The 23,784-nt window shown below is 65.0% G+C and carries 9 protein-coding genes; 1 reads left to right on the forward strand and 8 read right to left on the reverse strand.

Annotated elements, in window-relative coordinates:
• Positions 1-32 precede the first annotated feature (32 nt).
• Positions 33-12,323, reverse strand: a complete 12,291-nt coding sequence (locus AAGQ88_RS13015) for a BapA/Bap/LapF family large adhesin (protein ID WP_342655604.1) — start codon at positions 12,321-12,323, stop codon at positions 33-35.
• Between the two features lie 568 nt (positions 12,324-12,891).
• Between AAGQ88_RS13015 and AAGQ88_RS13020 the strand changes: the two genes are divergently transcribed.
• On the forward strand, positions 12,892-14,232 hold the full coding sequence (locus tag AAGQ88_RS13020) for an MFS transporter (RefSeq protein ID WP_342655605.1): 1,341 nt from the start codon (positions 12,892-12,894) through the stop codon (positions 14,230-14,232).
• Positions 14,233-14,360: 128 nt separating this feature from the next.
• Here the strand turns inward: AAGQ88_RS13020 and AAGQ88_RS13025 are convergent, their stop codons facing one another.
• From AAGQ88_RS13025 to bcsZ, 7 genes are all read right to left on the reverse strand, one after another.
• Positions 14,361-14,501, reverse strand: a complete 141-nt coding sequence (locus AAGQ88_RS13025; RefSeq protein ID WP_177182031.1) for a hypothetical protein — start codon at positions 14,499-14,501, stop codon at positions 14,361-14,363.
• Between the two features lie 199 nt (positions 14,502-14,700).
• Positions 14,701-15,849, reverse strand: coding sequence for a cell division protein FtsQ (locus AAGQ88_RS13030; RefSeq protein WP_342655606.1), 1,149 nt, complete (start codon positions 15,847-15,849; stop codon positions 14,701-14,703).
• Entirely contained in the window at positions 15,849-17,264 is a 1,416-nt protein-coding gene (locus AAGQ88_RS13035; RefSeq protein ID WP_342655607.1) for an MBOAT family O-acyltransferase, read from the reverse strand. Before AAGQ88_RS13035 ends, AAGQ88_RS13030 begins: the two co-directional genes overlap by 1 nt.
• A gap of 18 nt (positions 17,265-17,282) precedes the next feature.
• Positions 17,283-17,960, reverse strand: coding sequence for a cell division protein FtsQ (locus AAGQ88_RS13040; RefSeq protein ID WP_342655608.1), 678 nt, complete (start codon positions 17,958-17,960; stop codon positions 17,283-17,285).
• On the reverse strand, positions 17,957-18,643 hold the full coding sequence (locus tag AAGQ88_RS13045; RefSeq protein ID WP_093458528.1) for an SGNH/GDSL hydrolase family protein: 687 nt from the start codon (positions 18,641-18,643) through the stop codon (positions 17,957-17,959). The genes AAGQ88_RS13040 and AAGQ88_RS13045 overlap by 4 nt, the downstream gene beginning before the upstream one ends.
• An 18-nt stretch (positions 18,644-18,661) precedes the next feature.
• The gene (locus AAGQ88_RS13050; protein ID WP_342655609.1) at positions 18,662-22,567 is read right to left on the reverse strand and encodes a cellulose synthase subunit BcsC-related outer membrane protein; all 3,906 of its coding nucleotides are present in this window, start codon (positions 22,565-22,567) and stop codon (positions 18,662-18,664) included.
• Positions 22,549-23,694, reverse strand: coding sequence for a cellulose synthase complex periplasmic endoglucanase BcsZ (bcsZ, locus tag AAGQ88_RS13055; RefSeq protein WP_342655799.1), 1,146 nt, complete (start codon positions 23,692-23,694; stop codon positions 22,549-22,551). Before bcsZ ends, AAGQ88_RS13050 begins: the two co-directional genes overlap by 19 nt.
• Positions 23,695-23,784: the final 90 nt, after the last annotated feature.

A 23,784-nucleotide genomic window follows, 5' to 3' on the forward strand; every position in this document is an offset into this window, starting at 1 on the left:
CTGTTCAAAAACCGGCTTTCCTGGCAACTGCGTCAGACGACATGAATGCCGTTCTGTACCCATAAATGGTGAGTCGGGTCCTCCTGAGGTGTGTATTGGGTGTAGTCGATGCCGTTGGCCTGATGCACGCCATCCGCGGCCCATGTGTTGGTGAGGTGCACGCTGTCCTCGCTGCCGCCCTTGATCAGCAGGGTGCTGGTGTCTGCCGAGGTGATCGCCAGCAGATCGGCGAGGCTCACCGTCAGCGAAACCGCGCTGGTGTGATTCAGGTCCAGCACCTCGATGTTGTGAATACGGCTCTGCAGATCGCCGAGGTTGATCGTCGCATCGCCGCCGGCCCACAACAGCGTGTCAGTGCCGGTGCCGCCATCCACCGACGCGAACTTCTGGTCGGCGATGATCAGCGTGTCGTTACCGGCGCCGCCCTGCAGGGTGATGGCGCCGCCATGCGAACCGTCCAGCGTGTCGTTGCCATCGGTGCCTTGGATCAGCTCGGTGCCCGCCGCCGATGCGACAGTGGCTGCGCTGTGATCCTCGACGCTGGCCAGTGTGCTCAACGAAGCGACCGAGGTGCTGGCCAGGGCGCCGGCCTGGTCCAGATCGATGGTCAGGGTGGCCGTGTCGGTGGTGCCGTTGGGGTGAGTCAGCTGGTAAGTGAACACGTCTTCATGACCGATCACGGCGTTGGTCTGACCGGGGGTGAGCGTGTAGGTGTAGCTGCCGTCGGCGTGTACCAGCAGCGAGCCGTACGTCCCGGCGATCGTGGTGCCGTTGTAACCCGGCGTCACATAAGTGCTGCCGACGAGGACGCTGAGCACGGTGTACGCCGAGCCCAGTACGTCAGCCCCGGCGCCCGCCGCATCAGTCAGCAGGTTGCCGGCCACCGGCGTGTAGCTGCCGACCACGAACTGGTTGGTGTACGTCGCAGCATTGATGACGCTGGTGTTGACCGTGCTGAGCACGCCCAGCCCACCCACCGACACCTTCACCTGGTACGTGCCGGAGGTCTGGTCGTCGAAGCGGATGCCGTAATTGCCGCCGCCCAGGTTCAACAGCGCCGAGCCGCCATAGCTCTTGACCAGCACGTACTGGTTGGTGGCGGTGTTGAGCTTGTAGAGACCGACTGTCATCGACCCGAGCAGGCTCAGCAGATTACTGGCATTGACCACCACGGTGAGGTCGCTGACGGTATTGGCCGCCACGCTGGTGGTGTAGGTGCCGCTGCCACCGCCGAGCAAGACGCCGAAGCTGCCCAGATTCGACGTGGTGGTCACCTCCTTGTTGACCAGCGTGATGTCTGTGTTGGCGAAGTCGTTGGTGGCGTCCACCAGCGTGGCGGGCGCGCCGAGGTTGCTGTCGCTCCAGATCTCGGTGGCCTGCGGGCTGTCGATGCGCACATAAAGATGTGCCGAGTCGCTCAGGCCGTTCGGGTGCACCAGTTGATAGTCGAACACATCGACCTTGCCGACGCTGCTGACCGCGCCGTTCGGCGTGTAGGTGTAATGCCCGCTGGCGTCGATGGTCAGCGTGCCGTAAAGCCCTTGCACGGTGACGCCAGTGCCGGCGCTGACGTAGCTGCCGCCTTTCAGGATCTGCAGCTGCGCGCCGTGATCAGGACCGGTCTGATCGGCCTGACCGTCGGTGCCGACGTCGCTGATGACGTTGCCAGTGACCGGGGCGCCGGCGGTGCCGTTGAATTGCGTCAGGCTGGTGATGTCCAGCTGCAGCTGGGTGTTGACCGTGGTCAGCACGCCGATGCCGGTGCTCGCAACCGTCAGCCGATAGTCGCCACTGAGCAGGTCGCCGATGTTGACCCGCAGCCCTTGTCCGGCCAGGGCGACGAGGTCGAGCAGCCCCCCGTTGCCGTTGACGTCCAGGGTGATCCACGCGCCGCTGGCGCTCTTGACTTGCAGCGTGTAGACCACGCCATCCAGCAGCGATACCAGACTGCCGGTGGTGAGGGTCAGGGTCGGATCGACGCTGGTGCCGCTGCCGACGGTGAACGCGAAGGTCTTGGAGAACCCCGCCAGCAATGTGGTGAACGAGTCCGCGAAGTTCTGCGTGACCTTCACCGGCGCAATAACCACCGTGGCGGTGGCCAGATTGTCGCTGGCCACCACGGGCGCGTTGGCGTCGACGTCGGGCGCCGTGACCGTGCCGGAGACCGAAACGTTTCCGCGACTGTCGGTGAGGCTGACAGTCAGCCGCTCGCCGTTGATCTGCGCGGCGCTGAGTGTGACGCCGAAGCTGCCGGTCGGGCCGACGGTGGCGGTGCCGAGCACGGTGCCGCTGGCCGACTTGATGGTCACCGTCGAGCCGATTTCGCCCGTGCCACTGACCGTCGCTCCGTCGGCGCTGACCAGCAGAGCGGCGGGCGCGGCGGGCGGCGTGAGGTCTGGCGCGGTGGCGGTGGCCGACACCGACACGTTGCCGGCCGGGTCGGCCTGGGTCACGGTCAGCACCTGATTGTCGATCTGCGCCGTGGCCAGCGCGACGGAGAAGCTGCCGTTGGCGGCGACGGTCGTGGTGCCCAGCACCGTGCCTGCGGCGTTGCGCACGGTCACGGTCGACCCGGCCACGCCGCTGCCCGTCACCACCGAGCCGCTGCCGTTGATGGTCACTGCGGTGGGCGCTGCGGGTGCCGTGATATCAGGTGCGGTCAGTGTGGAGGCGGCGGAGACGTTGGTGGCGCCGTCGACTTGCCGCACGGTCAGCACCTGGCCGTCCAGTTGCGCGCTGTTGAGGGTGAGGTTGAAGGTGCCGCCACTGCCTACGGTGCCGGTGCCCAGCAAGGTGCCAGCAGCGTTGTAGACGTTGACCGTGGCGCCCGCTTCGCCAGTGCCGGTCAGCGTCAGACCGTTTGCAGCCAGGGCCAGCGCCGTCGGTGCGGCAGGGGCCTGAACGTCGGCGGCGGTCAGATCGGCGACCGGCGACGCATTACCGGCTGCGTCGGTCTGCTGAACATGCAGCAATTGCCCATTGAGTTGCGCGGCGGACAGCGACACCGTGAAGGTGCCTGCGGCGTTGACCGTGGCCGTCCCCAGCACGGTCCCGGCGGCATTGGTGACACGAACGGTCGCACCGGCTTCGCCGCTGCCGCTCACCTGCAGCCCCGCGCTGTTGAGCGCCAGGTTGCTCAGCCCGGCAGGCGGCGTGGTGTCGGCGGCATTGAGGCTGGCGTTCGTCGAGACGTTGCCGGCGGCATCGCTCTGACTCACGGTCAGCGCCTGTCCGTTCAACTGCGGACCGGACAACGAAACACTGAAACTGCCGTCGGCGGCAACCAGTGCGGTGCCCAGTACCACGCCGGTGGCGCTGCGCACCGTGACGGTCGCGCCGGCTTCCCCGGTCCCGGTCAGCGCAGTGCCTGCGCCGTTCAGGGTCAGCGATGCAGGCGCGCCAGGGGCCGTGATGTCGGGCGCTGTCAGCGGTTGGTTCGCCGAGCTCAGGCCAGCGGCATCGGTCTGGTGGACGTTAATGCCCTGACCGTTTGCCTGTGCCGGCGTCAGCGTGGCGCTGAAGGTGCCGTTGGCGCCGACGGTTGCGGTGCCCAGCGTCGCGCCGTTGCTGGCGGTAACGGTGACGGTGGCGCCGATCTCGCCGCGCCCGGTCACTACGGTGCCCGTGGCGTTCACCGCAAGGTCAGTCAGTGGCGTGGGCGCGGTGGTGTCGCCCGCCACCAGCGGTGTCGGCAGGGAGGCCCCGCCAGCCACGGTGCTGGCAGTAACGCCGAGGTTTTCACCGTTGGTCTGCGGCGTTTGCAGCGTGATGGTGAAAACACCGTTGCTGGCGGTGAGTCCCGTGCCGAGCACGGTACCGCTCGGGCCGTACACGGTGATGGTCGTTCCCGCCGCCGCTGTCCCGGTCAGGGTCAAGCCGTTGGTGGCCAGCGACAGATTGGTCGGTGCGTCGGGCGCAGGCGTCACAGGAACGGTGAGCGTTGCCTCTTCGGATGGGTTCAGCGCCGCGTCCAGCTGGACGACCGTGAGCTCCTGGTTGGCCGTGATGCCAGGCGCCAGATCGATCAGGAAGCTGCCGTTGGCACCCACCACGCCGTTGCCGACCGTGACGCCCGTGGCGTTGGTCACCACAATGCTGGCGCCGACTTCGCCGCGCCCGGCAAGGACGCTATGGTCGGCGCTGATGGTCAGGTTGGTGACCGCTGCCGGCGGGAGGGTGTCGAGGGTGGTGTATACCAGCGGCGCGGACTGATTGTTCGAGCCGTCGCTGGCGACCACGGTGAGGACCTGGCCGTTGTTCTGGGCAGCGTCGAGGGTCACCGAGTAATTGCCGTCGTCGTCGGCCACCGCCGTGCCCAGCACCGTCCCGTTCGCCGAGGTCACGGTAATCGTGCTACCGGCTTCGGCGGTGCCTGCCAGGGTGACGCCATTGGTCAACGAGGTCACCGCAGGCAGCGCGGGCGGCGTGGTATCCGGCGCCGACACCGTGGCAGGCGCAGCGTCGTTGCCGGCGACATCGGCCTGGACGACGGTCAGTGTCTGGCCATTCACCTGAGCACTGGACAGCGTCACGCTGAAGGTTCCGTCGGCACCCACGGTGGCGCTGCCGAGCGAGGTGCCGGCCAGCGATACGCTGACCGTTGCCCCAGGCTCGCCGGTGCCGGTCACCACCAGACCGTTCTGGCTCACTGCCAGATCGTCGACCGGCACCGGATCCGTGACATCGCTCACCTGATAAGTGGCCTCGGTCGAGACGTTGCTGCCGGTATCGGTCTGCGTCAGGTGCAGCGTCTCGCCGTTCAGTTGCGGCGTGTTCAGCGTCACGCTGAAGGTGCCATCCGCATTCACCGTTGCCGAGCCCAGGCTGACCCCGTCGGCAGTGGTCACGCGAACCGTCGCACCGGCTTCACCCGTGCCGCTAAGGGTGATGCCGTTGCTGGTCAGCGCGGTGGCGACGGGCGGCGCGGGCGGCGTGACATCGGGGGCGGAAATCGTCTCGCCGACCGACGGGTTGCCCGCCGCATCGCGCTGTACCACCGAAAGCTGCTCGCCATTGAGCTGGGCCACCGGCAAGGTCACGGTAAAGGTGCCGTTCGCACTGACGGTACCGGTGCCGACGATGTTGCCGGCCGGATCGGTGACGTAGACGCTGGCACCGGCTTCGCCCGTGCCGCTGATGACATTCCCCGCGTCGTTGATCTGCAGGCCGGCGACCGTGGCAGGTGGCGTGGTGTCCGGCGCCAGGAGGCTGCCCGCCGCCGAGGCATTGCCCGCGGTGTCGGTGAGCACGACGAACACCTGTTCGCCGGCGTTCTGTGCCTGGGTCAGATTGATCAGGAACGTGCCGTCGACCCCGACTGTGCCGGCGCCGACTGGCGTGCCGTCGGCCAACGTCAGGCTCACCGTTGCACCGGCTTCGCCCGTGCCGGTCAGGACGTCGCCGGTGGCATTGAACTGCAACTGCGCGGCAAGCGCAGGCGGCGTCAGGTCCGGCGCGGTGACGGTCGCAGGTTCGCTGACGTTGCCGGGCGGATCCGCCTGCTGAACGCTCAGCACCTCTTTGTTGATCTGTGGCGTGCTCAACGTCACGCTGAACGAACCGTCGCCCAGCACCGTGCCGGTGCCCAGAAGCGTGCCACTGGCGTCCTTGACCGTGACGGTTGCGCCGGGCTCGCCCGTGCCGGTGACCACGGCCCCGGAGGCATTGATCGCGACATTGTCCAGTGGATCGGGCGGGGTGAAGTCTGGCGTGGTCAGGCTTGCCGCTGGTGAGGCATTTCCCGCGCGGTCGGTCTGTACCAGGGTCAGCACTTCAGCGTTGGTCAGCGGGTCGGCCAACACCAGCGTGAAGGTGCCGGTGCTGCCTACCGTCGCGGTGCCCAGCACATTGCCGGCGCTGTCGGTGACGGTAACGGTCGCGCCCGCTTCGCCATGGCCGCTGAGTGTGGCGCCGTCGCTGGAAATCACCAGTTGGCTCAACGCTGCAGGCGCTGTGGTGTCGCCCGCATTGAGACTGGTCGCGGTCGACGTGTTGCCGGCTGCGTCGGTCAGCGTGACCGACAGCAGCTGCCCGTTTGCCTGCGCAGAACTGAGGGTGACCTGAAACGAGCCGTCGATGCGCACGCTGCCCGTGCCGAGCAGCGTGCCGTTGGCGCTGTATACGTTGACCGTCGAGCCCGGCTCGCCGGTGCCGGTCAGCAGCGTCCCTTCGACGCTCACCGCGAGCGCCGCAGGCGCGGTCGGCGCCACCAGGTCCCGGGCGACGACGTTGAGGCTGGCGGACTCGTTACCCGACGTGTCGGTCTGGCTGACGCTCAGGGTCTGGCCCTGAATCTGCGGCGTGGTGAAGGTGATGCTGAAGGCGCCGTTGGCCGCCACCTGGCCGGTGCCGACGATCACACCGCCTGCGCCCAGTACCGTGACCGTCGACCCGGCCTCGCCGTGCCCGGTCAGCGTGGCGCCGTTGGGAGCAAGCACCAGGTTGCTCAAGGGATCCGGCGCGGTAACGTCGGCGGCGACATAGCCAGTTGGCAGGGAACTGACGCCGCCGGGAGACGTGGCCGTTGCGGAGAGCGGCTCACCATTCAATTGCGCTGCATTCAGCGCGGCCGTGAACGTGCCGTCGCTGGCCACCAGCGCGGTGCCCAGCAGTACGCCGGAGGCGCTGCGCACACTGACAGTGCTGCCTGCGGTCGCGGTGCCCGTCAGCGTAAGGCCGTTGCCGCTGAGGGCCAGGTTCAGCGGAGCAGGCTCGGCCAGATTGCCGGGGGCGGTGACGGGGCTCGAAGGCGATGCGTTGCCTGCGGCGTCCGTCTGCACGACCGTAACGGTCGAACCGGCAGGCGCCGCCGAGGTCAGCGTCACGCTGAAACTGCCGTTGCTGTTCACCGTTGCCGTGCCGAGCGTATTGCCATTGGCGTCACGCACGACAACGTTCGCGCCCGGCTCGCCATTGCCGGCGAGGGTCAGGCCGTCGCCGCTGAGCGCCAGGTTACTGGTCGCCACCGGCGCTGTGGAATCCGCCGCGGTATAGGGCGCGGACGCCGAGACGTTGCCCGCCGCATCGCTGGCCGTGACAGTCAGGGCCTGACCATTGAGCTGCGTGCTGGACAACGTCACCTGGAACGTGCCGTTGGCCGAGGCGGTGCCGGTGCCCAGTACGTTGCCGCCGGCGTCGCGCACGATCACCGTGCTGCCCGCTTCGGCATTACCGGTCAGTTGCGACCCGGTGTTATTGAGGGCCAGCGCGGTGGGTGCGTCGGGCGCGGTGAGATCGACCGACACGACGTTCACCGCTGTAGACACATTGCCCGGCGGATCTTCCTGAGTGACGGTCAGGACCTGGGCATTGATCTGCGCCGTGCTGAGGGTGAGGGTGAACGCGCCGTCCGTGCCGACGCGTTCGGTGCCCAGCACCGTGCCGTCAACGCTGCGCACCGAAACCAGCGCGCCCGGCTCGCCATGACCGGTGACGGTCAGGCCATCGGCATTCACGGCCACCTGAGTCAGGGCGGCAGGCGGGGTGATGTCGGGCGCGGAGACCGTGGCCGATGGCGAGACGTTGCCCGCCACGTCAGTCTGACTGACATCCAGGGTCTGTCCGTTGCTGGGTGCGGACGGCAGGGCGACACTGAACGTGCCGTCCGCCGCGACCACGGCGCTGCCGAGCACGGCACCGCTGCTGTCGGTGACCTTGACCGTCGCGCCCGCTTCGCCCGTCCCGGTGAGCACAGCGCCGCTGGCGTTGACCTGCAGATTCTGCACGGCCGACGGCGGCGTCGTGTCGACGGTCGCAACGGCGGTGGGCGGCGAGACATGGCCGGCCGCGTCGGTCAGCGTGACTTGCAGAGCAGCGCCAGTGGTTTGCGCGGTCGGCAGCGTGACCTGAAAGTGGCCGCTCTGATCGACGATGCCGGTGTTGAGGATGTTTCCTGCCGCATCGCGCACGGTCACGGTTGCCCCGGCTTCGCCCAGGCCACTGACCACAGTGCCGACATTGTTGATGGTCAGGCCCGTCGCGGCAGCGGGGGCCTGCAAGTCCGGGGCGATGACGCTGTCGGGTTGCGACACGTTGCCCGCAGCGTCGGTTTGCGTGACGGTCAACGGTTGCGCGTTGATCTGTGCCGGGGTCAGCGTCACGTTGAACGTGCCATTGCTGGCAACCACCGCGCTGCCCAGCACTGTCCCCGATGGATTGGTGATCGTCACCGTCGCCCCGGCTTCGCCGCGACCCGACACCACGCTGCCGCCAGCGTTGATGCTCAGAGCGGTCGGTGCGTCGGGCGCTGTGCTGTCGGCGGCGATGACCGTGCCAGGCACAGACGTGTGGCCGTCCGCATCGGTTGCAGTGACATGCAGCGATTGCGCGTTGAGCTGCGCAAAGCGCATCAGGATGCTGAACCGACCCAGACTGTCGACCCGGCCGCTGCCGACGTTCTGGCCGGTGCCGTCGAAGACATTGATGGTGGTGCCGGGTGTGCCCGAACCGGTCAGCGTGAAGCCGTCACCGCTGATGGCCAGGTCCGAGGGCGAGGCCACCTGCGTGCCGTCCGGTCCCGGTAAGGTGACCGGGGTCGAACCGTTGCCGCCGGCGTCGGTACTGACCACGTCCAGGTTGCTGCCGGCGGCTGCGGGCGGATTGAGGCCGATGACGAACGTGCCGTCGCTGCCGACTGTTCCGGAACCCAGCACCGTTCCGTCAGGCGCGCTGACCGTTACTGTTGTACCTGCTTCGCCGGTGCCTGAGACACTGCTGCCGTCCGGGCTGATCGCAAGGTTGTCCACTGGCGCGGGAGGTACGTTGTCCGGGGCGTTCGTGTCGATGGGAGTCGAATCGTTGCGGCCATCGGTGGCGATGACCTGCACCGGTTGTCCGTTGTTCAGACCGGCAGGCAGAGGGAAGCTGAACGTTCCGTCAGGCCCGGCCGTCACGGTGCCGATCGTGTTGCCGTTGGCATCGACGATTTTCACTTCACCGTCTGCTTGCGTGGTACCGGTCAACACGCCGTTTGCGTCGACGGCGACATCGGTGGGCGCGGGCGGCGCGGTCACATCCGGTGCGGTCACGGCGGCAGGTGAGGAGGGCAGGTTGCTGGCGTCGATCTGGGTGATGTTCAGTTGCTGACCATCCAGCTGCGCCGGGTTCAGCGTGACCGTGAAGGTGCCGTTGCTTTCAACGGTCGCAGTGCCGAGCAAGGTTCCGCCTGCGTTGCGCACCTCAATGGTATCGCCCGCAACGCCGTTGCCGGAGACGCTCTTACCGTCCGCGCTGATGGCGACGGCGGTGGGCGCCGTCGCCGGTGTGGTGTCCGGAACTGGCAGCGGCGTAGACGATCCGGCATTGCCTCGCACATCCGATTGGGACACCTGCAACGTCTGCCCGTTGTTCTGGGCGGTGGGCAGGGTGACCTCGAATTGTCCGGTGACCGGGTCGGCGGTCGCGGTTGCCAGGACGTTGCCTGCCGCGTCGCGCACGGTCACAGTCGCGCCCGGTTCGCCCTGACCGGTCACCAGCGTGCCGGTCGGATCCAGCGTCACCCCGGTGGGCGCTTCAGGTGCCTGAATGTCCGGCGCTTGCACGGCCACAGCGCCCGATGGCGTCGGCGACGCGTCGGCCTGACTGACGTTGAGCGTCTGGCCGTTGATCTGCGCGGCAGAAAGATTGACCTCGAAGCGGCCGTTGCTGCCCACCACGGCGGAGCCCAGCGCCACGCCATTGGCGTCCGTCACCGTTACCGTGGCACCCGCCTGGCCATTGCCGCTGAGGACAAGACCGTTCGCGGAAATGACAGCATTGGTCACCGGGTCCGGCGTGCTCTGGTCCGGAGCGTTCACCCTCACCGACGTGGACTGGTTGCCCGCGTTGTCGGCCTGGGTCACTTGCAGTTGTTGGCCATCGGTCTGAGTGGCGTTCAGTGTCAGCGTGAATTGACCGTTGCTGCCCACGTTCCCAGTGCCGATCACCGTGCCGCTTGCGTCGCGTACGGTGACGGTCGCACCAGCCTCCCCGAAACCGGTCAAGACCCGACCCTGACCGTCTAGCGCCAGTTGCGTCAGCGGCGCCGGCGCCTGGGTGTCGGGCGTGTGGTAGGTCAGCGGCGGCGCGGTATTGCCGGCGCTATCGCTGGCATTGATCGTCAGGGTCTGGCCGTTGTTCTGCGCACTGCTCAGCGTCACGCTGAAGGTGCCGTCGGCCGACACCACGGCTGAGCCAAGGACACGACCGCCCGCGTCGGTCACGGTGATGCGTGAACCGGCTTCACCGGTGCCGCTCAACACCGTGCCGTTGGCACTGGTAATGACATTGGCGGGTTGCAGAGGGCCGTCGAGGTCCGGTGCGGCAACGGGTGTGGTGGCCGACGGGTTGCCCGCAGGGTCGGTCAGCACCACTTGCAACGACTGACCATTGGTCTGCGCGGCGTTGAGCGTCACGGAGAAACTGCCCGTCGGCGAAACCGTGGCGGTGCCCAGCACGTGGCCTTGGGTATCCGAAACTGTCACCGTTGCGCCTGCCTCACCGCGGCCACTCACGGACAAGCCGTTGTTGGCGACGGTGAGGCCGCTGGCAGCGGTCGGACCGGTGATATCGGGCGCGCTGACGGGCACGGTCACCGAGCTTTCGCCTGATGTGTCGGTGGCCTGGACATCGAGCACTTCGCCATTGGCCTGGGCGGGCACGAGGGTAATCGTGAATCTGCCATCGCTGCCGGCCGTTGCGCTGCCCAGAACGTTGCCATCCGCGTCGCGCACTTCGACCCGCGAGCCCGGCGAAGCGGTGCCGGTCAGTTGCTCGCCGTTTGCGCTGACGAGCAGGCCGGACGGCGTCGCCGGGCCGTCGGCATCCGGTGCGATGACACTGAGCCCCGGCGAATGATTGCCGGCGGCGTCGGTTTGCGAGACCTGCAGCACGGCGCCAGTTGCGACCGGCGTCGTCAGGATGATCTGGAAGGTGCCGTTGGTACCCACCACGCCAGTGCCGATGGGATTGCCGTTGGCGTCATTGACCGTGACAGTTGCGCCAGGCTCGCCGCGGCCCGACAGTTGAGTGCCGTCCGCACTGATGACGACGCTCTGGACCTGGGCGGGCAAGGTCGTGTCGTTGGCGGTGAGCGCCACCGTCGAGGTATTGCCGGCCGCGTCGATGACGCTGACATCGAGTTTTTCGCCGTTGACCTGCGCGGCACTGAGCGCCACCGTGAAATTGCCATCGAGCCCGGCCTGCGCGGTGCCCAGCACCACGCCCCGTGCGCTGCGGATGACGATGCGCGCGCCTGCTTCGGCATGCCCGCTCAGCGACAGGCCGTCGGCCGACAGGGTGAGGTTGGTCGGTTGCGCCGGTGGAGTCGTGTCGGGTGATGTGATCGCCACGTTACTGGAGACGTTACCGGCCGCGTCAGTGAGGGTGACTTGCAGCACCTGGCCGGCCGTCTGTGGCGGGTTGAGGGTGATGTTGAACAACCCGTCCGCGCCGACGACCGCAGTGCCCAGCACCGTCCCGTTGGCATCGATCACGCTTGCGGTGCTGCCGGCCTCGCCGCGGCCGCTGACCAGCTGCCCGCTGTGGCTGATGGTCACGCCGGTCGGCGCTGTCGGCGGGGTGACATCGCCACCCGGTGGGTTGACGTCGATATCCGGAGCCTGTGTCTGGGCGGGCACCGAGGTGTTGCCGGCGGCATCGGTGGCGCTGACCGACACGACCTGTCCGTTGGTCTGCGGCGGATTCAACGTCAGGCTGAAGGAACCATCGGGGCCGACCACGCCGGTGCCCAGCAGTGTGCCATCCGCCCCGCGCACCTGAATGGTCGCGCCTGCTTCGCCGTTGCCGGTGAGGAGGGTGCCTGTGCTGTTGATCAACAGGTTGCTGGGCGCCAATGGCGCCGTGGTATCCGGTGGCGTCGTACCGCTGCCGCCACCGCTTGACCCACCGCCACCGCCGCCCCCGCCACCCGACGCGGCGGCCGCACCGCCCGCGCCCAGCAAGCCCAGCCCGGCAATGGCCCAGGCCGGCGTGGCGCTGCCAACCACCCCAGCCCCCGCGATCAATTCATCCAGGGAGTCGACCTCAGCGAAGGTGAACCCGTTGAAAGATTCGGCGCTGTACTGAGCCTGCCAGAGCGTCCCGTCTTCACCCTGAAAGACCATGTCGCTGGCGACACCTTCCTGGGCATTGAAGAAGTTGGCGACTTTGACGTGTTCACCGTTCTTGAGAGTGACCACTAGGTCCTGGCCGCTGCGGGTAACCGACGCGACTTGGCTCGGGGCAACGGGCATTTGGATGACGGCAGGTTTGTCGAGGGCCAGGTCGCCCCAGGATTTGGCAGTGAGTTGAGAGGTTGATTTGTCGGCAACAACAATGTTGTCCATTTCAGGCAGTCCCTTTCATCGCAATTACGTTTCACGACAACGCAATGTTGACGCTCATGCCGCCGTGCAGCGTCGTGACGCAGCAAATACCGGCGGGGCTCTTTTTTGAGTGGAATCCGTTTGAAGGAAAATCTAGATTGGATCCACCCGACTTCAATGGTCAGGGGTTTGACGCAATTGAAATCTTTGCAAAAAAGGCGTCGTAACTGACTGGTGAGAAAGGAAGAGCCGTTAGTTCATTCGAGGGATACCGGTCGTCGGAGGAGGCGTAATAAACCTTCAAACGAGGGTTTTCTGATGTTTGGTCGGATTGCACTTTTTGCGGCGCGCTATGACAGCCAAAGTGCGCGATTAGTTGCACTGAGCTCGATTAATTTGGAAGTTACGAATGATTAAGCGCACAGGCACCAAGGTCTTTCGGCTTCAAATCTGTTGCACTTACGCGTTTGTGCCGTGGAATAGATCAGTCCCACAGTGTGGGATTAACAATCACATATTGAGGAGCATGGTCTTCTGGTCTAAGGTGGCCCTGTCGTCATCAGTCTCATAACAACAACAGAGAGGTGATATGCAACAGCCATCGATGCAATCGGGCTTGCACGCCAGCACCATGAAGCGACTGAATCTCAAGCTGATTCCGTTTCTGATGCTGCTGTACATGGTTGCCTACATAGACAAATCGAATATCTCGGTCGCAGCGTTGCAGATGAATGCGGAGCTGGGGCTGACGGCGCGGATGTATGGCATCGGGGTCGGTCTGTTCTTCCTCACTTACATCCTGTTCGAAGTCCCGAGCAGCGTCATTCTCACCCGGGTCGGTGCGCGGCGCTGGATCGCGCGGATCATGATCACCTGGGGCATCGTTGCCGCGGGCATGTCGCTGGTGCAGAGCGCCAATCAGCTGTACGGCATGCGCTTGCTGTTGGGTGCTGCCGAAGCGGGCTTCACGCCAGGCATCATTTACTACCTCTCGCAATGGTATCCGCGCAGCGACCGGGCCAAGGCCATGTCGTTCTTCTACATCGGTGCTGCGCTGGCCTCGGTCATCGGGCTGCCTCTGTCCGGCGCGTTTCTTCATCTGGACGGCTACTACGGCGTCAGTGGCTGGCGCTGGTTGTTCCTTCTGGAAGGCATTCCTGCTGTCGTGCTGGGCGTTGTGGTGTTGCGTTACCTGCCGGATTCGCCGCAAACCACTCACTGGTTACAGCCAGATCAAAAGCAGTGGCTCAGTCAGACTATTACAGCGGAACAGGCCAGGACGCCGATTTCCCATCATGCTGGCTGGCAGACGGCGTTCCGCAGTCCTCAGGTGTGGCTGCTGAGCCTGTTCTGGCTGCTTCAGGCCTTCGGTACCATCGGCATCACCCTGTTCCTGCCCCTGATCGTGAAGTCGGTTTCCGGCCAGGAATCGTTCACCGTCAGCGCGTTGTCGGCATTGCCGTTCCTGTTCGCCTGCGTGTTCATGTACTTTAACGGGACCCATTCGGACCGCACGCGGGAGCGGGGCTGGCACCTGGGTTTGCCGTTGATGCTCGCAGGCGTATTGCTGGCGGGCGCTGTGGCCACGGCCAATGCCTGGCTGGCGTACGTGTTGCTGGTGATCGCGGTAGGGTTGAACTGGGCGGCGACGCCGGTGTTCTGGGCGACCACCACCGAATACCTGTCCGGTGCGGCGGCTGCAGCATCCATCGCCTTGATCAACTCCATTGCCAACATTGCCGGTCTCGGCTTGCCGCCGGTCATGGGCTGGATCAAGGACGCGACACAAAGCTACGACTACGCCTTGCTGATGGTCGCTGCGGCGCTGCTGGCGGGCGGTGTTCTGGGTTTGTATCTGGTCAGGGCGCCTCGTCCGGTACCGGCAGCGGAACAGGTCGAGGATCCCTTGGCCGAGGCCCATACGCGATGACGAGCGCCAAGAGACGCTGACGGCCTGATTGGGATGATCTGGATGATCAGGTGGTCAGCGGCGCAGATCGGCGGTGACGGATCTGCGCCACGCGGCGCCCGCGATGGGCGCTCTGGTTGGCGGATCGCTTACTTTTTCTCGTCGTTCTGCTGCATCTGCACCGATGCCTTGGACGTGTCCTTGTCCTTGCTCTGATCGTTGTCAAAGCACCCGTTTAGCGACGCCAGTACGCAGCAGATGCCTGCCAACGCGCACACTTTCCTGATCATCTCGATTCACTCCTGCTTGAAGAGGGACATGCGCCGTGCGCATGCAAACGTGTTTTCGCCACGCTCAAGACAGGGATGCCGCGATGCCCGAAAAATTCAGCGGATCCGCCCACCTGCGCCATGGCAGACCGCTCATCCCTCGGCAGCCGCAGACTGGAGGCAGGTCGTCGCGCCAAAACCCGGCGCGACGACGGCACACTCAGGGCAGGCGGACGTCGTCGGCGTACGGCGTTTGCAGGTCTCGCTCGGGAATTTCCCAGACCACCAGTTTCGGTGGTGTCTGCGTGAAGGCCGGGCTCTCCAGATAGCCCTTCGCTGCGCCGGAGAACTCGCCGCCATCCTTGGCAAAATTACCCACCGGAGCCCCCAGAGCCGCCTCCAGGAAACCCACGAAATTGGAGTTGCGCGAGAACGACGTGCCGATCAGCGCGGTGTTCGGCAGATTGTTGTCGCCGAACAGATCGTCCAGATCATCGGCACCGCCGGTGGCCTCCATCCGTTCCTTGATCTGGGTTGCCGCGATGTATTCAGGCTTGGGTTGCCAGGACACCGGCAGCCAGTCGATACCGGCCAGGCGAACCAGGTCGCCCGGGCGGACGGCACTGGCTTGTGCCGTCAGGTCGAAGGCCTTGTGCGGCGTGGCGCTGAACTTGAGTGCGCTGATCGCCTGAGCGACACGGCCGGCCGCCGCCTTGGCGCCGGTCTCGCTCCAGTGCGTGTCGGTGCGCAGGTAGGCCGATTCGCCCATAGGTTGCAGCGTCGGCGTAAGGTCCACGGCAGGCACGCCCGCGCCTTGCAGCATCGTGAGCCAATCGCCGATGCGCGGCGCCAGTGATGCCGGGCGCGTCAGAGAGCACAGTTGCGCAGCGGCGATACGGCTCTTGTCGGGGACCACGGCGACAACCAGTTGAATGCCTCGGCTCGCCAGGCTGTGCTGCAGATCGATCACCGCCTGAGCCTTGGCCCGGGCGTTGAGCGGCGCATTGCGATTGAGGCGCAGCTCATCGGTGAGAAACAGCCAGTCCGCGCAGCCTTCACGGACCCGAGGGCCCAGGTCGCCGAACGCCAGCCAGCTGGCGCCGCGCTCCAGGTCCGCTGCGCGTTTGGGAATCACGGCATCGGACAGGGTTTTGGCGAAGCGGTGAGTGAGGTCGCCGTGCAGCAACATGTCCTGAGTGACGACCTTGGGCACGAATTCGATCGGGCCTTTGATCATCAACCAGGCGCAGGAGGCAAATGCAGCGGCGATAAACAGGGAAAAGGTCACGCCGGCCAGCGGGCTGACGCGAAGCGCCAGCTCGGATGGCGGGGTGGGTGCAGTGCTCGGGGATTGCGTTGGCTTGGTCATCAGAACTGAAAGTACAGAAAGGGCACGGCTTCACGGCTGGCGATCAAAGCGAACGACAGGGCAAATCCGAGCACGGGCCAAAGGGCTGCAGCCAACGCAAAAACCGTATTGTCTGCGAATCGTCTTTCACAACGGATCTGAAGCAACGGCGCAAGGATGCACAGCACGCCGAGCAACGCGGCCAGACCGTGTACCGGCCGCAGCGTCACTGCCAGCGCATCGCCCAGGGCAAAACCGTGTTGCCCGAACTGACCGCCGTACATGCTCAGGGCCGTGGCGAAATCCGGGGCGCGGAACAACGTCCAGGCCAGGCACACGAACAACAGTGTGCCGGTGTGCGATGCCCAGAGCGGCACCCGTGGCAGTGTCGAGCGTGACCAGGCGCGGTCCACGCACAGGGCGATGCCGTGGGCCGAACCCCACAACAGGTAGTTCCAGCTGTCGCCGCCGTGCCAGAGGCCTGCGATGGCCATGGTCAGGAACAGGTTGCGGTAGGTCTTCCATGCCCCTTTGCGGTTACCGCCCAGTGCGATGTAGAGGTAGTCGCGCAGCCAGCTGGACAGCGAAAGGTGCCAGCGCCGCCAGAAATCCTGAATGCTGTAAGCAAGGTACGGACGATTGAAGTTTTCCGGAAAGTGGAATCCCAGCATCAGCCCCAGACCGATGGCCATGGCGCTGTAGCCGGCGAAGTCGAAGAACAGCTGCAGCGAGTACGCCAGGCACCCGATCCAGGCATCGACGAACGACGGTTCCGGCAGATGGAAGGCCACGTCGACCAAGGGCGACAGGGTGTCGGCCACCAGCACTTTCATGCACATGCCGATCATGAATCGACGCGCGCCGAGCGAGAAATTCTGCCAGTTGAAATAGCGCTGGTTCAGTTCCCGGCGCACCCAGTCGTAGCGAATGATCGGGCCGGCAATCGAGTGACCGAACATCGAAATGTAGGTCGCGTAATTGACGAAGCTGCGCTCAACCGGCACCACGTGCCGATGCACGTCCACCAGATAGGAGATCGCCTGCAACACGATGAATGACAATCCGGCAGGCAGCGCGACTCGCTGCCAGCTCATCGGCATGGCGCCGTAGTAGGTGATCAGGTCATTCCAGGTGCCCGCAAGGATGTTCGCGTATTTGTACCAGCAGAGCACGGCGGTGTTGATCACGATCAGGCTGACCAACAGGCGGATGCGTCCTCTGGAGTCTTCGCGCGAGCGATCCACCAGCAGACCACCGATCCAGGCAAGAACGGTCAGCACCATGTGCAGGAACAGAAACAACGGGCTCAGCCAGCCGTAAAACAGCCAGCTGCCAATCAGCAGAATGACGTTGCGCCATGCCGGTTTCGCCAACGCGTAAACGAGCAGAAAAGCAGGCAGGAACAACGTCAGGAACTCGAGCGAGGCGAAAACCATGGCGGCGCGGTATTCCGATCAGTTGGACACAGCGTCCGTGGCGGTCAGGAGGCGAGGGCCGGTGGCCGATGGCAGCAGCAACAGGCTGTAACGCTTGTTCGCCTCCAAAGGACCGAGCTCGACGGCGGGGCCGACTTTGCTGCCCGCGCAGACCAGTTGCACGGCCAGCGAAGGACGTGGATTGAGCTCCTGACGACGAGGGTTGCCCTCGGGGGCTTTCTGGAACAGGTCGACATCGCGGTCTGCCAGGTTGACCTTGGCGTCTACGCAGCCCGGATCGGCGTTGAACAGCGCCAGCGAGGCCTTGAGCTGGTTGGGGATGTCGAACGCTTCGTTCACCACGACCTGCCTGATGCCTTTATGACCGTCGTCCAGCGCGAACACAGTGGCGAAGTCGCCAGCGGCCACGCTGACGTCCAGCGGCACGCGGTTGCCGTCGCGGCTTAGCGTGCCTTTGATGGTCTGGCCGCCCGGGACCGGAATGAAATCGGTGACCGCCTTGGCGCCTTCAAGCTTCAGCGTGGCGCTCGAACCGTCAGGCGCCAGTTCCAGCGCGCTCTCGGAGGCGTTGACGAAGCGAAGGTATGCCGAATCCTGAGAAGGACCGGTCGGGTAGAGGGCAATCTGTGCACTGAACGCGTTTGCGCTCAGTGCCAGACCTGCAAGCCCCAGCGTGACGTGCAGAGCCCGCTTCACGGATTGGCTCCTTTCACGGCGTCGGCAGGCAGTTCGCCCAGCGATTTGCCGATGGCGGCCGCCCACGACTTGTAGCCGGCAATGGTGAAGTGCTGACCGTCGGAGGTGATCCACTCACCCGGTTTGGAGAACTTGGTGGAGTCGATGTAGGTGCACGGCGCGACCATGTTGGCCAGCGTGCTGGCAACCAGTTGGGTACGAACCTGGTTTTTGCCGTACTGGTTTTCGTTGGTGTTGCTGCCGTTGGCCTTGCCCCACGCCGGACCGACCCAGACGCATTTCTTGCCGCTGTCGGCGATCTGCTTGGTCAGCGCGGTCACGCTCTGATAGGCCCAGACCTTGGGGAACGGCGTGGTTTTGTACGACGCCATGGTGTCACCCATGATCAGCACGACCAGGTCGGGCTTGTCCTTGGCGATCACGTCTTTGATCGGCTGGGTGTCCAGCGTGCCGCGACTCATGACCTTGATCTTCTCGCCCGGATCGCGAGTGGCGCCGCAGTCGAGTTTCAGCTTGGGCGTCACCCAGTCCGCCGGGTTGGCGCCACAGGCACCAATGGCGTGAACCTGGGCGCCTTGCTGGGTCAGGTTGTCATACAGCGGATTCATCAGTGAGTCGGGAAAACTCATGTGGCTTTCGCCAATCACAAGCAACGTCAAACCAGCGAGCACAGAAGAAGCCATGAACCATTCCTCGTTAAATCAATTCGTGTAAGGAGAACCAAAAGGGCTGACCGGCAGATTCATCGGGCCCGTCATGTCCTCGAAGGTGTAACGCAGGTACATCGCACCCACGTACTGTTTGTAATCACTGGCGTTATCCACGCCGACGCTGCCGCCCAGGAAGAAGTTGGAGCCGAACTTGTACTCTCCTGCGGCGTTGAAGCTGTAGCCGATACCGGTCTTGCTGTCGCTGTCGTAACCGTTCAGACCGGCTGCGTTGGCACGGGCATTCAGCTCGCTGTGGCCGGGGAAAATGTCGGCGCTGTCCTGACCGATGTACTGCACGCCCAACGAGCCCTTGACCCGGTACGTGAAGCGATCGGTGCGTTGCGACCAACTGACCGGCACGCCGAGTGCGAAGAACTTCTGCGGACTGAAATAGCCGCCGTGCCCGTAGGTGTAGAAGTCCTGGTTGTCGGTGTACGTCAGTGCCGAACCGCTGACGCCCAGGGTGAGGGTGCTGTCCGGCGCGTTGCGCAAGTACCAGTAAACCCCGCTGCCCAGTTCGAAACGGTTGTTGGAGTCGACGTTGTTACCCAGCAGCTTGTGCGCCGAAGAGTAGCCGTACGCCCCGAACGACTGATCGTCGTAGCTCAGCTCGCCGCGCACGCCGTTGGCCGTCACGCCGCCCCATTTGTCGCCAGTGCGCGGATCCCTGGAACCGGCGAACGAGGTTTGGCTGTCGGTGACCGCACGACGAGAAACGCTAACGCCATAGCTGTAATCCGGGCTGCCCTCGAACGGTCGGCTCACGCTGACACCGCCCACCGGCGTCGAGTAGATGAAACCGATCGGGCTCATCCCTGCATCGGCCTTGATGCCTTGATCTTTATCCCGGTACGCCACGGCAATGCCCACGCCGCTGTCTTTCTGCGATCCGACCGAATCCAGGCCGCTGGCCCCGAAGCGCGCCTGAGCGAAGTTGCTCGGGCTGCCCGAATACAGCGACACCGGGGTGATCTGCAGCGCCATCATTGCGCTGTTGTAGCCCACCGGCATGCCGATCTCGAACGGGGTTTCGATGTCAGTGAGTTTGCCCAGGCCTTTCTCACTGTTGTTGTTACGCACGCTCAAACCCTGGACCGCATAACCGCTGCGGTCCTGAAGGATGTCGTTCAACGCTTGCTGGGCGGGGCTTACGTCCGCGCGAGAGGTGGTTTCGCGAGCGTACGGATCGCCCGACGGCATGACGTTGCCGTCGAACGAGGAGGCCGCGTAGCTTTTGCGGCCCACGGGCATCGGCAACGCCTGCGGATCGCTGTTGCCGGCGCCGGTCACTGCACCGGTGGCGGGTGCATCGACGGGCGGCGGGATCAGCGAAGCCGACGCCAGCATCGTGCTTTTACGACGCTGGCCGGGCAAGCCCACGAACGGGTTGGCCGGGGCGGTCGGGTCGACCGGTGCGGCGACCACGGCGGTTTCGATACGCTGGCTGTTCTCGATCTCGATGGCCTTGCGCAGCAGCTTGCCCGCTTCGCCTGTCTTGCCCATGCCACGGTAAATCCGCGCCGAGGCCGTTAGGGTTTGTGGCACGGCGGGTTCCAGCTCCAGCGCCTTCTTCACCGAGCTTTCAGCCAGGGAAAAATCGCGGCCCTGAAGGGCGATGTCGGCCAGGCCCAACTGCAACCTGGCGTTGGACGGGTCGGCCTTGATCAGCGGCGCGTAAAGCTCCTGAGCCTTCTCAGTATTGCCGCTGGCGGCGTACATGCGCGCCAGCGAGGCAACCGCCAGGCTGTCGTTGGGACGTTGCTTGAGCGCAGGCGACAACATGTCGAAGGCGGCGACCAGATCGTCCTTCTCGCGCAGTTCATCGGCCTGCTTGACCCGATACAGGAACACCAGATCGTCGTAGCGCTTGCTGGCGGTCTCGCTCATCGGCTTGCCCTGCAACTGACGCAGGATCTCGCTGACCTCGGTGTCTTCACCGGCCTTGAGCAGCACGCCTGCGTACAGCAACTGCAGATCCGGAGTCGAAGGCGATTTCTCCAGCAATGCGCGCATCATGCTTACGGCCTGATCCGGGTTGCCGGCATCGGCAAAGGCCGACGCCAGTACGGCAACGCGCTCAGGTTTGCCCAGCGTCATCGGCTCGCAACGCGACAACAGCGCCCAGGCTTCCTGACGCTGACCACGGCGTGCCACGTCGACCGCGATCTCGGTCTGAATGTGCAGCTTGATGTCGCGGTCCATCTCGTTCATGTCGCTGCTGCGCTTGGCCGCAGGAATTCTCGACAGCGTGCTTTGCGCCTTGGTCCACTCGCCCAGTTCGGCGGAGAGCAGGGTGCTGGTGTACAGCGCATCGGGTTGATCGGGTTGCTGCTTGAGCAGTTCGTCGATCAGGTCGCGCGCCACCTGGGCCTGACCGCTGCGCAGATACACGCGGGCCAGGGCGAAGCGGGTCCACGGGTTTTTCGGGTCGTCAGCCAGGGCTTCTTTATAGGCTTTCTGCGCACCCGCCAGATCGCCACGGCGCTCGGCGCCTTTGGCCACTTGAATCGCCCGCAGCGAGCGAATGCGGATCGACGGCGCCAGCCGCGTCTGTTCGGCCGGGGACAGTGCGTCGATCAGTTGCAGTGCTTCATCGGATTTGCCTTCGCGCGACAGCACGCCGATCAGGCCGCTCAGGGCGTCGGGATAATTCGGATTTTTGGCCAGTACCTGACGATACCCGGCTTCGGCGGCATCATACTGTCCGGCCTGGGACTGCAGGCCGGCCAAGGCGGTCAGGCCGGCAGGTTCCTGCGGGTTTTTGGCGATGGCCTGACCGATCAGATCACGCGCCTGCGCTGATCGGCCACTGCGTTGGGCTTCGTTGGCCTTGTCGAGCAACACCCAGTAGCGGACGTCTTCCAGCGCCTTGCTCCACTGAGCGCCGCCGGGCGTCTGGGTCGCCTGCACCAGGTACCGTTCGGCCTCGTCCAGGCGCTTTTGCTGTTGACGCAAGATGCCCATGCCGCCCAGTGCGTCGAAGTCGCTGGGCTTGTCCTTCAGGCGCGCCTGAAACTCCTGTTCGGCGGTCTTCAGGTCGCCTTCGTCGAGCGCTTTCAGCCCGCGCGCAACATGAGGGTCGCGCTGCCAGCCGTTGCCGGTACGGCCCTGCGCGATGCCCTTGTCCATCAGCGCACGGATTTCAGTGTCGTCGGGGTGCGCTTGAAGGTATTGCTGGAACAGCGAGACCTGATCACGCGAAGGAGGGCCCAGCCAGACCAGCGCGAAACGCCAGGTTTCATCGGCGTTGCCGCCGATGTCCGGGTTATGCGACAGACGCGCCAGAGCACGAATGCCCTCAGGGCGACTGTCCGGATTGCGCGCCAGGTGCAGCGCCAGGAACAGGTCCAGAATCGAGTCGTCCGGGCGCTCGGTGCGCAGGCGTTCGAGGCCGACACGGGCTTCGGGCCAGCCACCGGTCGCAAAGCCCAGGGTGTTGTAATACTCGCGGGCGATCAGCCCTTGGGGCTGGCGACCATCGAGCAGTTCACGATAAGCCGCCACGGCCTTGTCACGCTCGCCGGCGTCGCTCAGCTCACGGGCTTTTTCGAGCAGTTGCTGTTTGTCATCCGGCGCCAGGGCGATGTCTTGCTCCAGCTGCAGGGCCTGGCGCGGCAACGGCTTGAGCGCCTGCAGACGAGCCAGGTAGTTCTGCGCGCCCGGCAGGCGCTTTTGTTGCAGGTCGATCAGGCCCAGTCCGTACAGCGCGTCCGGCTGTTCAGGCACCAGGTTCAAGAGCTTGGTCCAGGCCTCGGCGGCGCGTTCCGGGTGCTCCTTGCCCTGCCAGTAATAACCTTGCTCGATCAACAACGATTGCGGAGTGCTGGTGCCTGCGGCAAAACCTGCAGAGCAGGTCATTGCGGCGCAGACCGCCAGGGCTAGGGTTTGCTTGCGCATGCGGCCTCCCAGGAGACTTTCACGGTGCCGTCAGTGTTGAACTGGTAGCGTTTTTCGCTCCAGCCGAGGGAGAACAGGCTCAGCATCACGTGGTAATACTGATGCTGCTGGTAGGCCGGGTCGGCAGGGTCGGTAAAGTGGGTGATCGCCTGATCGACGACGCGTTGCTGCTGATCGGCCAGCAGCGGCAGCCCCTTGGCGCGCAGGTAAGGCACCAGTGAGGCAGAGAAACCGTAAGGCCCCTGGCCTTCGGTGGCGCCGGTCAACACGTGCACCTTTTCCGGAGGCACGCCTGTGGACGCGACCGACTGCGCCATGCCGTCGAGGTTGTCCAGCATCGGCTTGGCCAGCGGGTCCTGAGGCGACGCCATGCCTGCCCACAAATACGTGCGGATGGCGTCATAGCTGCCCAGCGCGTTGGTGAACTTGTCGACCACGAACATGCCTTTGTTGACGTCGGTGGCGCGGTAGCCGATCCAGTCCGGAACGAAGCCCAGCGGGTTCATCTTCTTGTCGGCGAACATTTTCGCGGTGCTTTCAGCGACTTCTTTCCACGGACTGGACGGCGTCTCTCTGGTGAAGCGACGCATCAGCGGCAGCGGCATGTAGCTGGCGTTGAAGCGCCAGAGTTGGTCCGGGTGCTCGTAACCGACCGGGCCAGGCAACACCATCTTGCCCAGGCCCGGAATGTTGCGGATCAGGGTTTTTTCGACGTTGTTGAGGATCAGCTGCGCGTCGGTGCGGTAGGCCGGTTTGTGCCACAGGCGGTCAGCCTCGAGCAGCGCGTAGGCGAACCACAGGTCCGCGTCGCTGGCCGAGTTCTTGTCGATGACGCCCCATTTGCCGTCCGGCGTCTTGCCCCACAGCCAGCCGGGCAGGTTCTGCGCGATGTTGGCACCGGCCATGTTGTCCTTGGTCCAGCGCCAGAGCTGGTCGAACGTCGCCTGATCGTTGGCGACCAGCGCGAAGAACATCCCGTAGGACTGTCCTTCGGAACTGCTCTGATCGGGGTCCATGCTCGAACCGAGCATGCGCCCGTCCTTTTGCACGAAACGCTCGGTGTAGTTTTTCCACAGCGGCCAGGTCTGCGTCGCGCAGCTCGACTGGGCGCTGGCGAAGGTCGGCATCAACGCCGCCAGCGGCAGCAGGGCGGCCAGCAGCCGTCCGGCCTTGCGCGTCGGACGTCGAGTCGAAGGCGTTTGAAGCCCTTTGAAGGT

The sequence above is a fragment of the Pseudomonas sp. F3-2 genome, assembly GCF_038804275.1.
In the GTDB taxonomy this organism is placed as follows: Bacteria; Pseudomonadota; Gammaproteobacteria; order Pseudomonadales; family Pseudomonadaceae; genus Aquipseudomonas.

What these genes read in the sequence shown, in the direction of transcription:
- AAGQ88_RS13045 (WP_093458528.1), bottom strand. Translation starts at nt 18,643, where the DNA reads ATGGCTTCTTCTGTGCTCGCTGGTTTGACGTTGCTTGTGATTGGCGAA.
- AAGQ88_RS13030 (WP_342655606.1), bottom strand. Translation starts at nt 15,849, where the DNA reads ATGACCAAGCCAACGCAATCCCCGAGCACTGCACCCACCCCGCCATCC.
- bcsZ (WP_342655799.1), bottom strand. Translation starts at nt 23,694, where the DNA reads ATGCCGACCTTCGCCAGCGCCCAGTCGAGCTGCGCGACGCAGACCTGG.
- AAGQ88_RS13050 (WP_342655609.1), bottom strand. Translation starts at nt 22,567, where the DNA reads ATGCGCAAGCAAACCCTAGCCCTGGCGGTCTGCGCCGCAATGACCTGC.
- AAGQ88_RS13020 (WP_342655605.1), top strand. Translation starts at nt 12,892, where the DNA reads ATGCAACAGCCATCGATGCAATCGGGCTTGCACGCCAGCACCATGAAG.
- AAGQ88_RS13025 (WP_177182031.1), bottom strand. Translation starts at nt 14,501, where the DNA reads ATGATCAGGAAAGTGTGCGCGTTGGCAGGCATCTGCTGCGTACTGGCG.
- AAGQ88_RS13015 (WP_342655604.1), bottom strand. Translation starts at nt 12,323, where the DNA reads ATGGACAACATTGTTGTTGCCGACAAATCAACCTCTCAACTCACTGCC.
- AAGQ88_RS13035 (WP_342655607.1), bottom strand. Translation starts at nt 17,264, where the DNA reads ATGGTTTTCGCCTCGCTCGAGTTCCTGACGTTGTTCCTGCCTGCTTTT.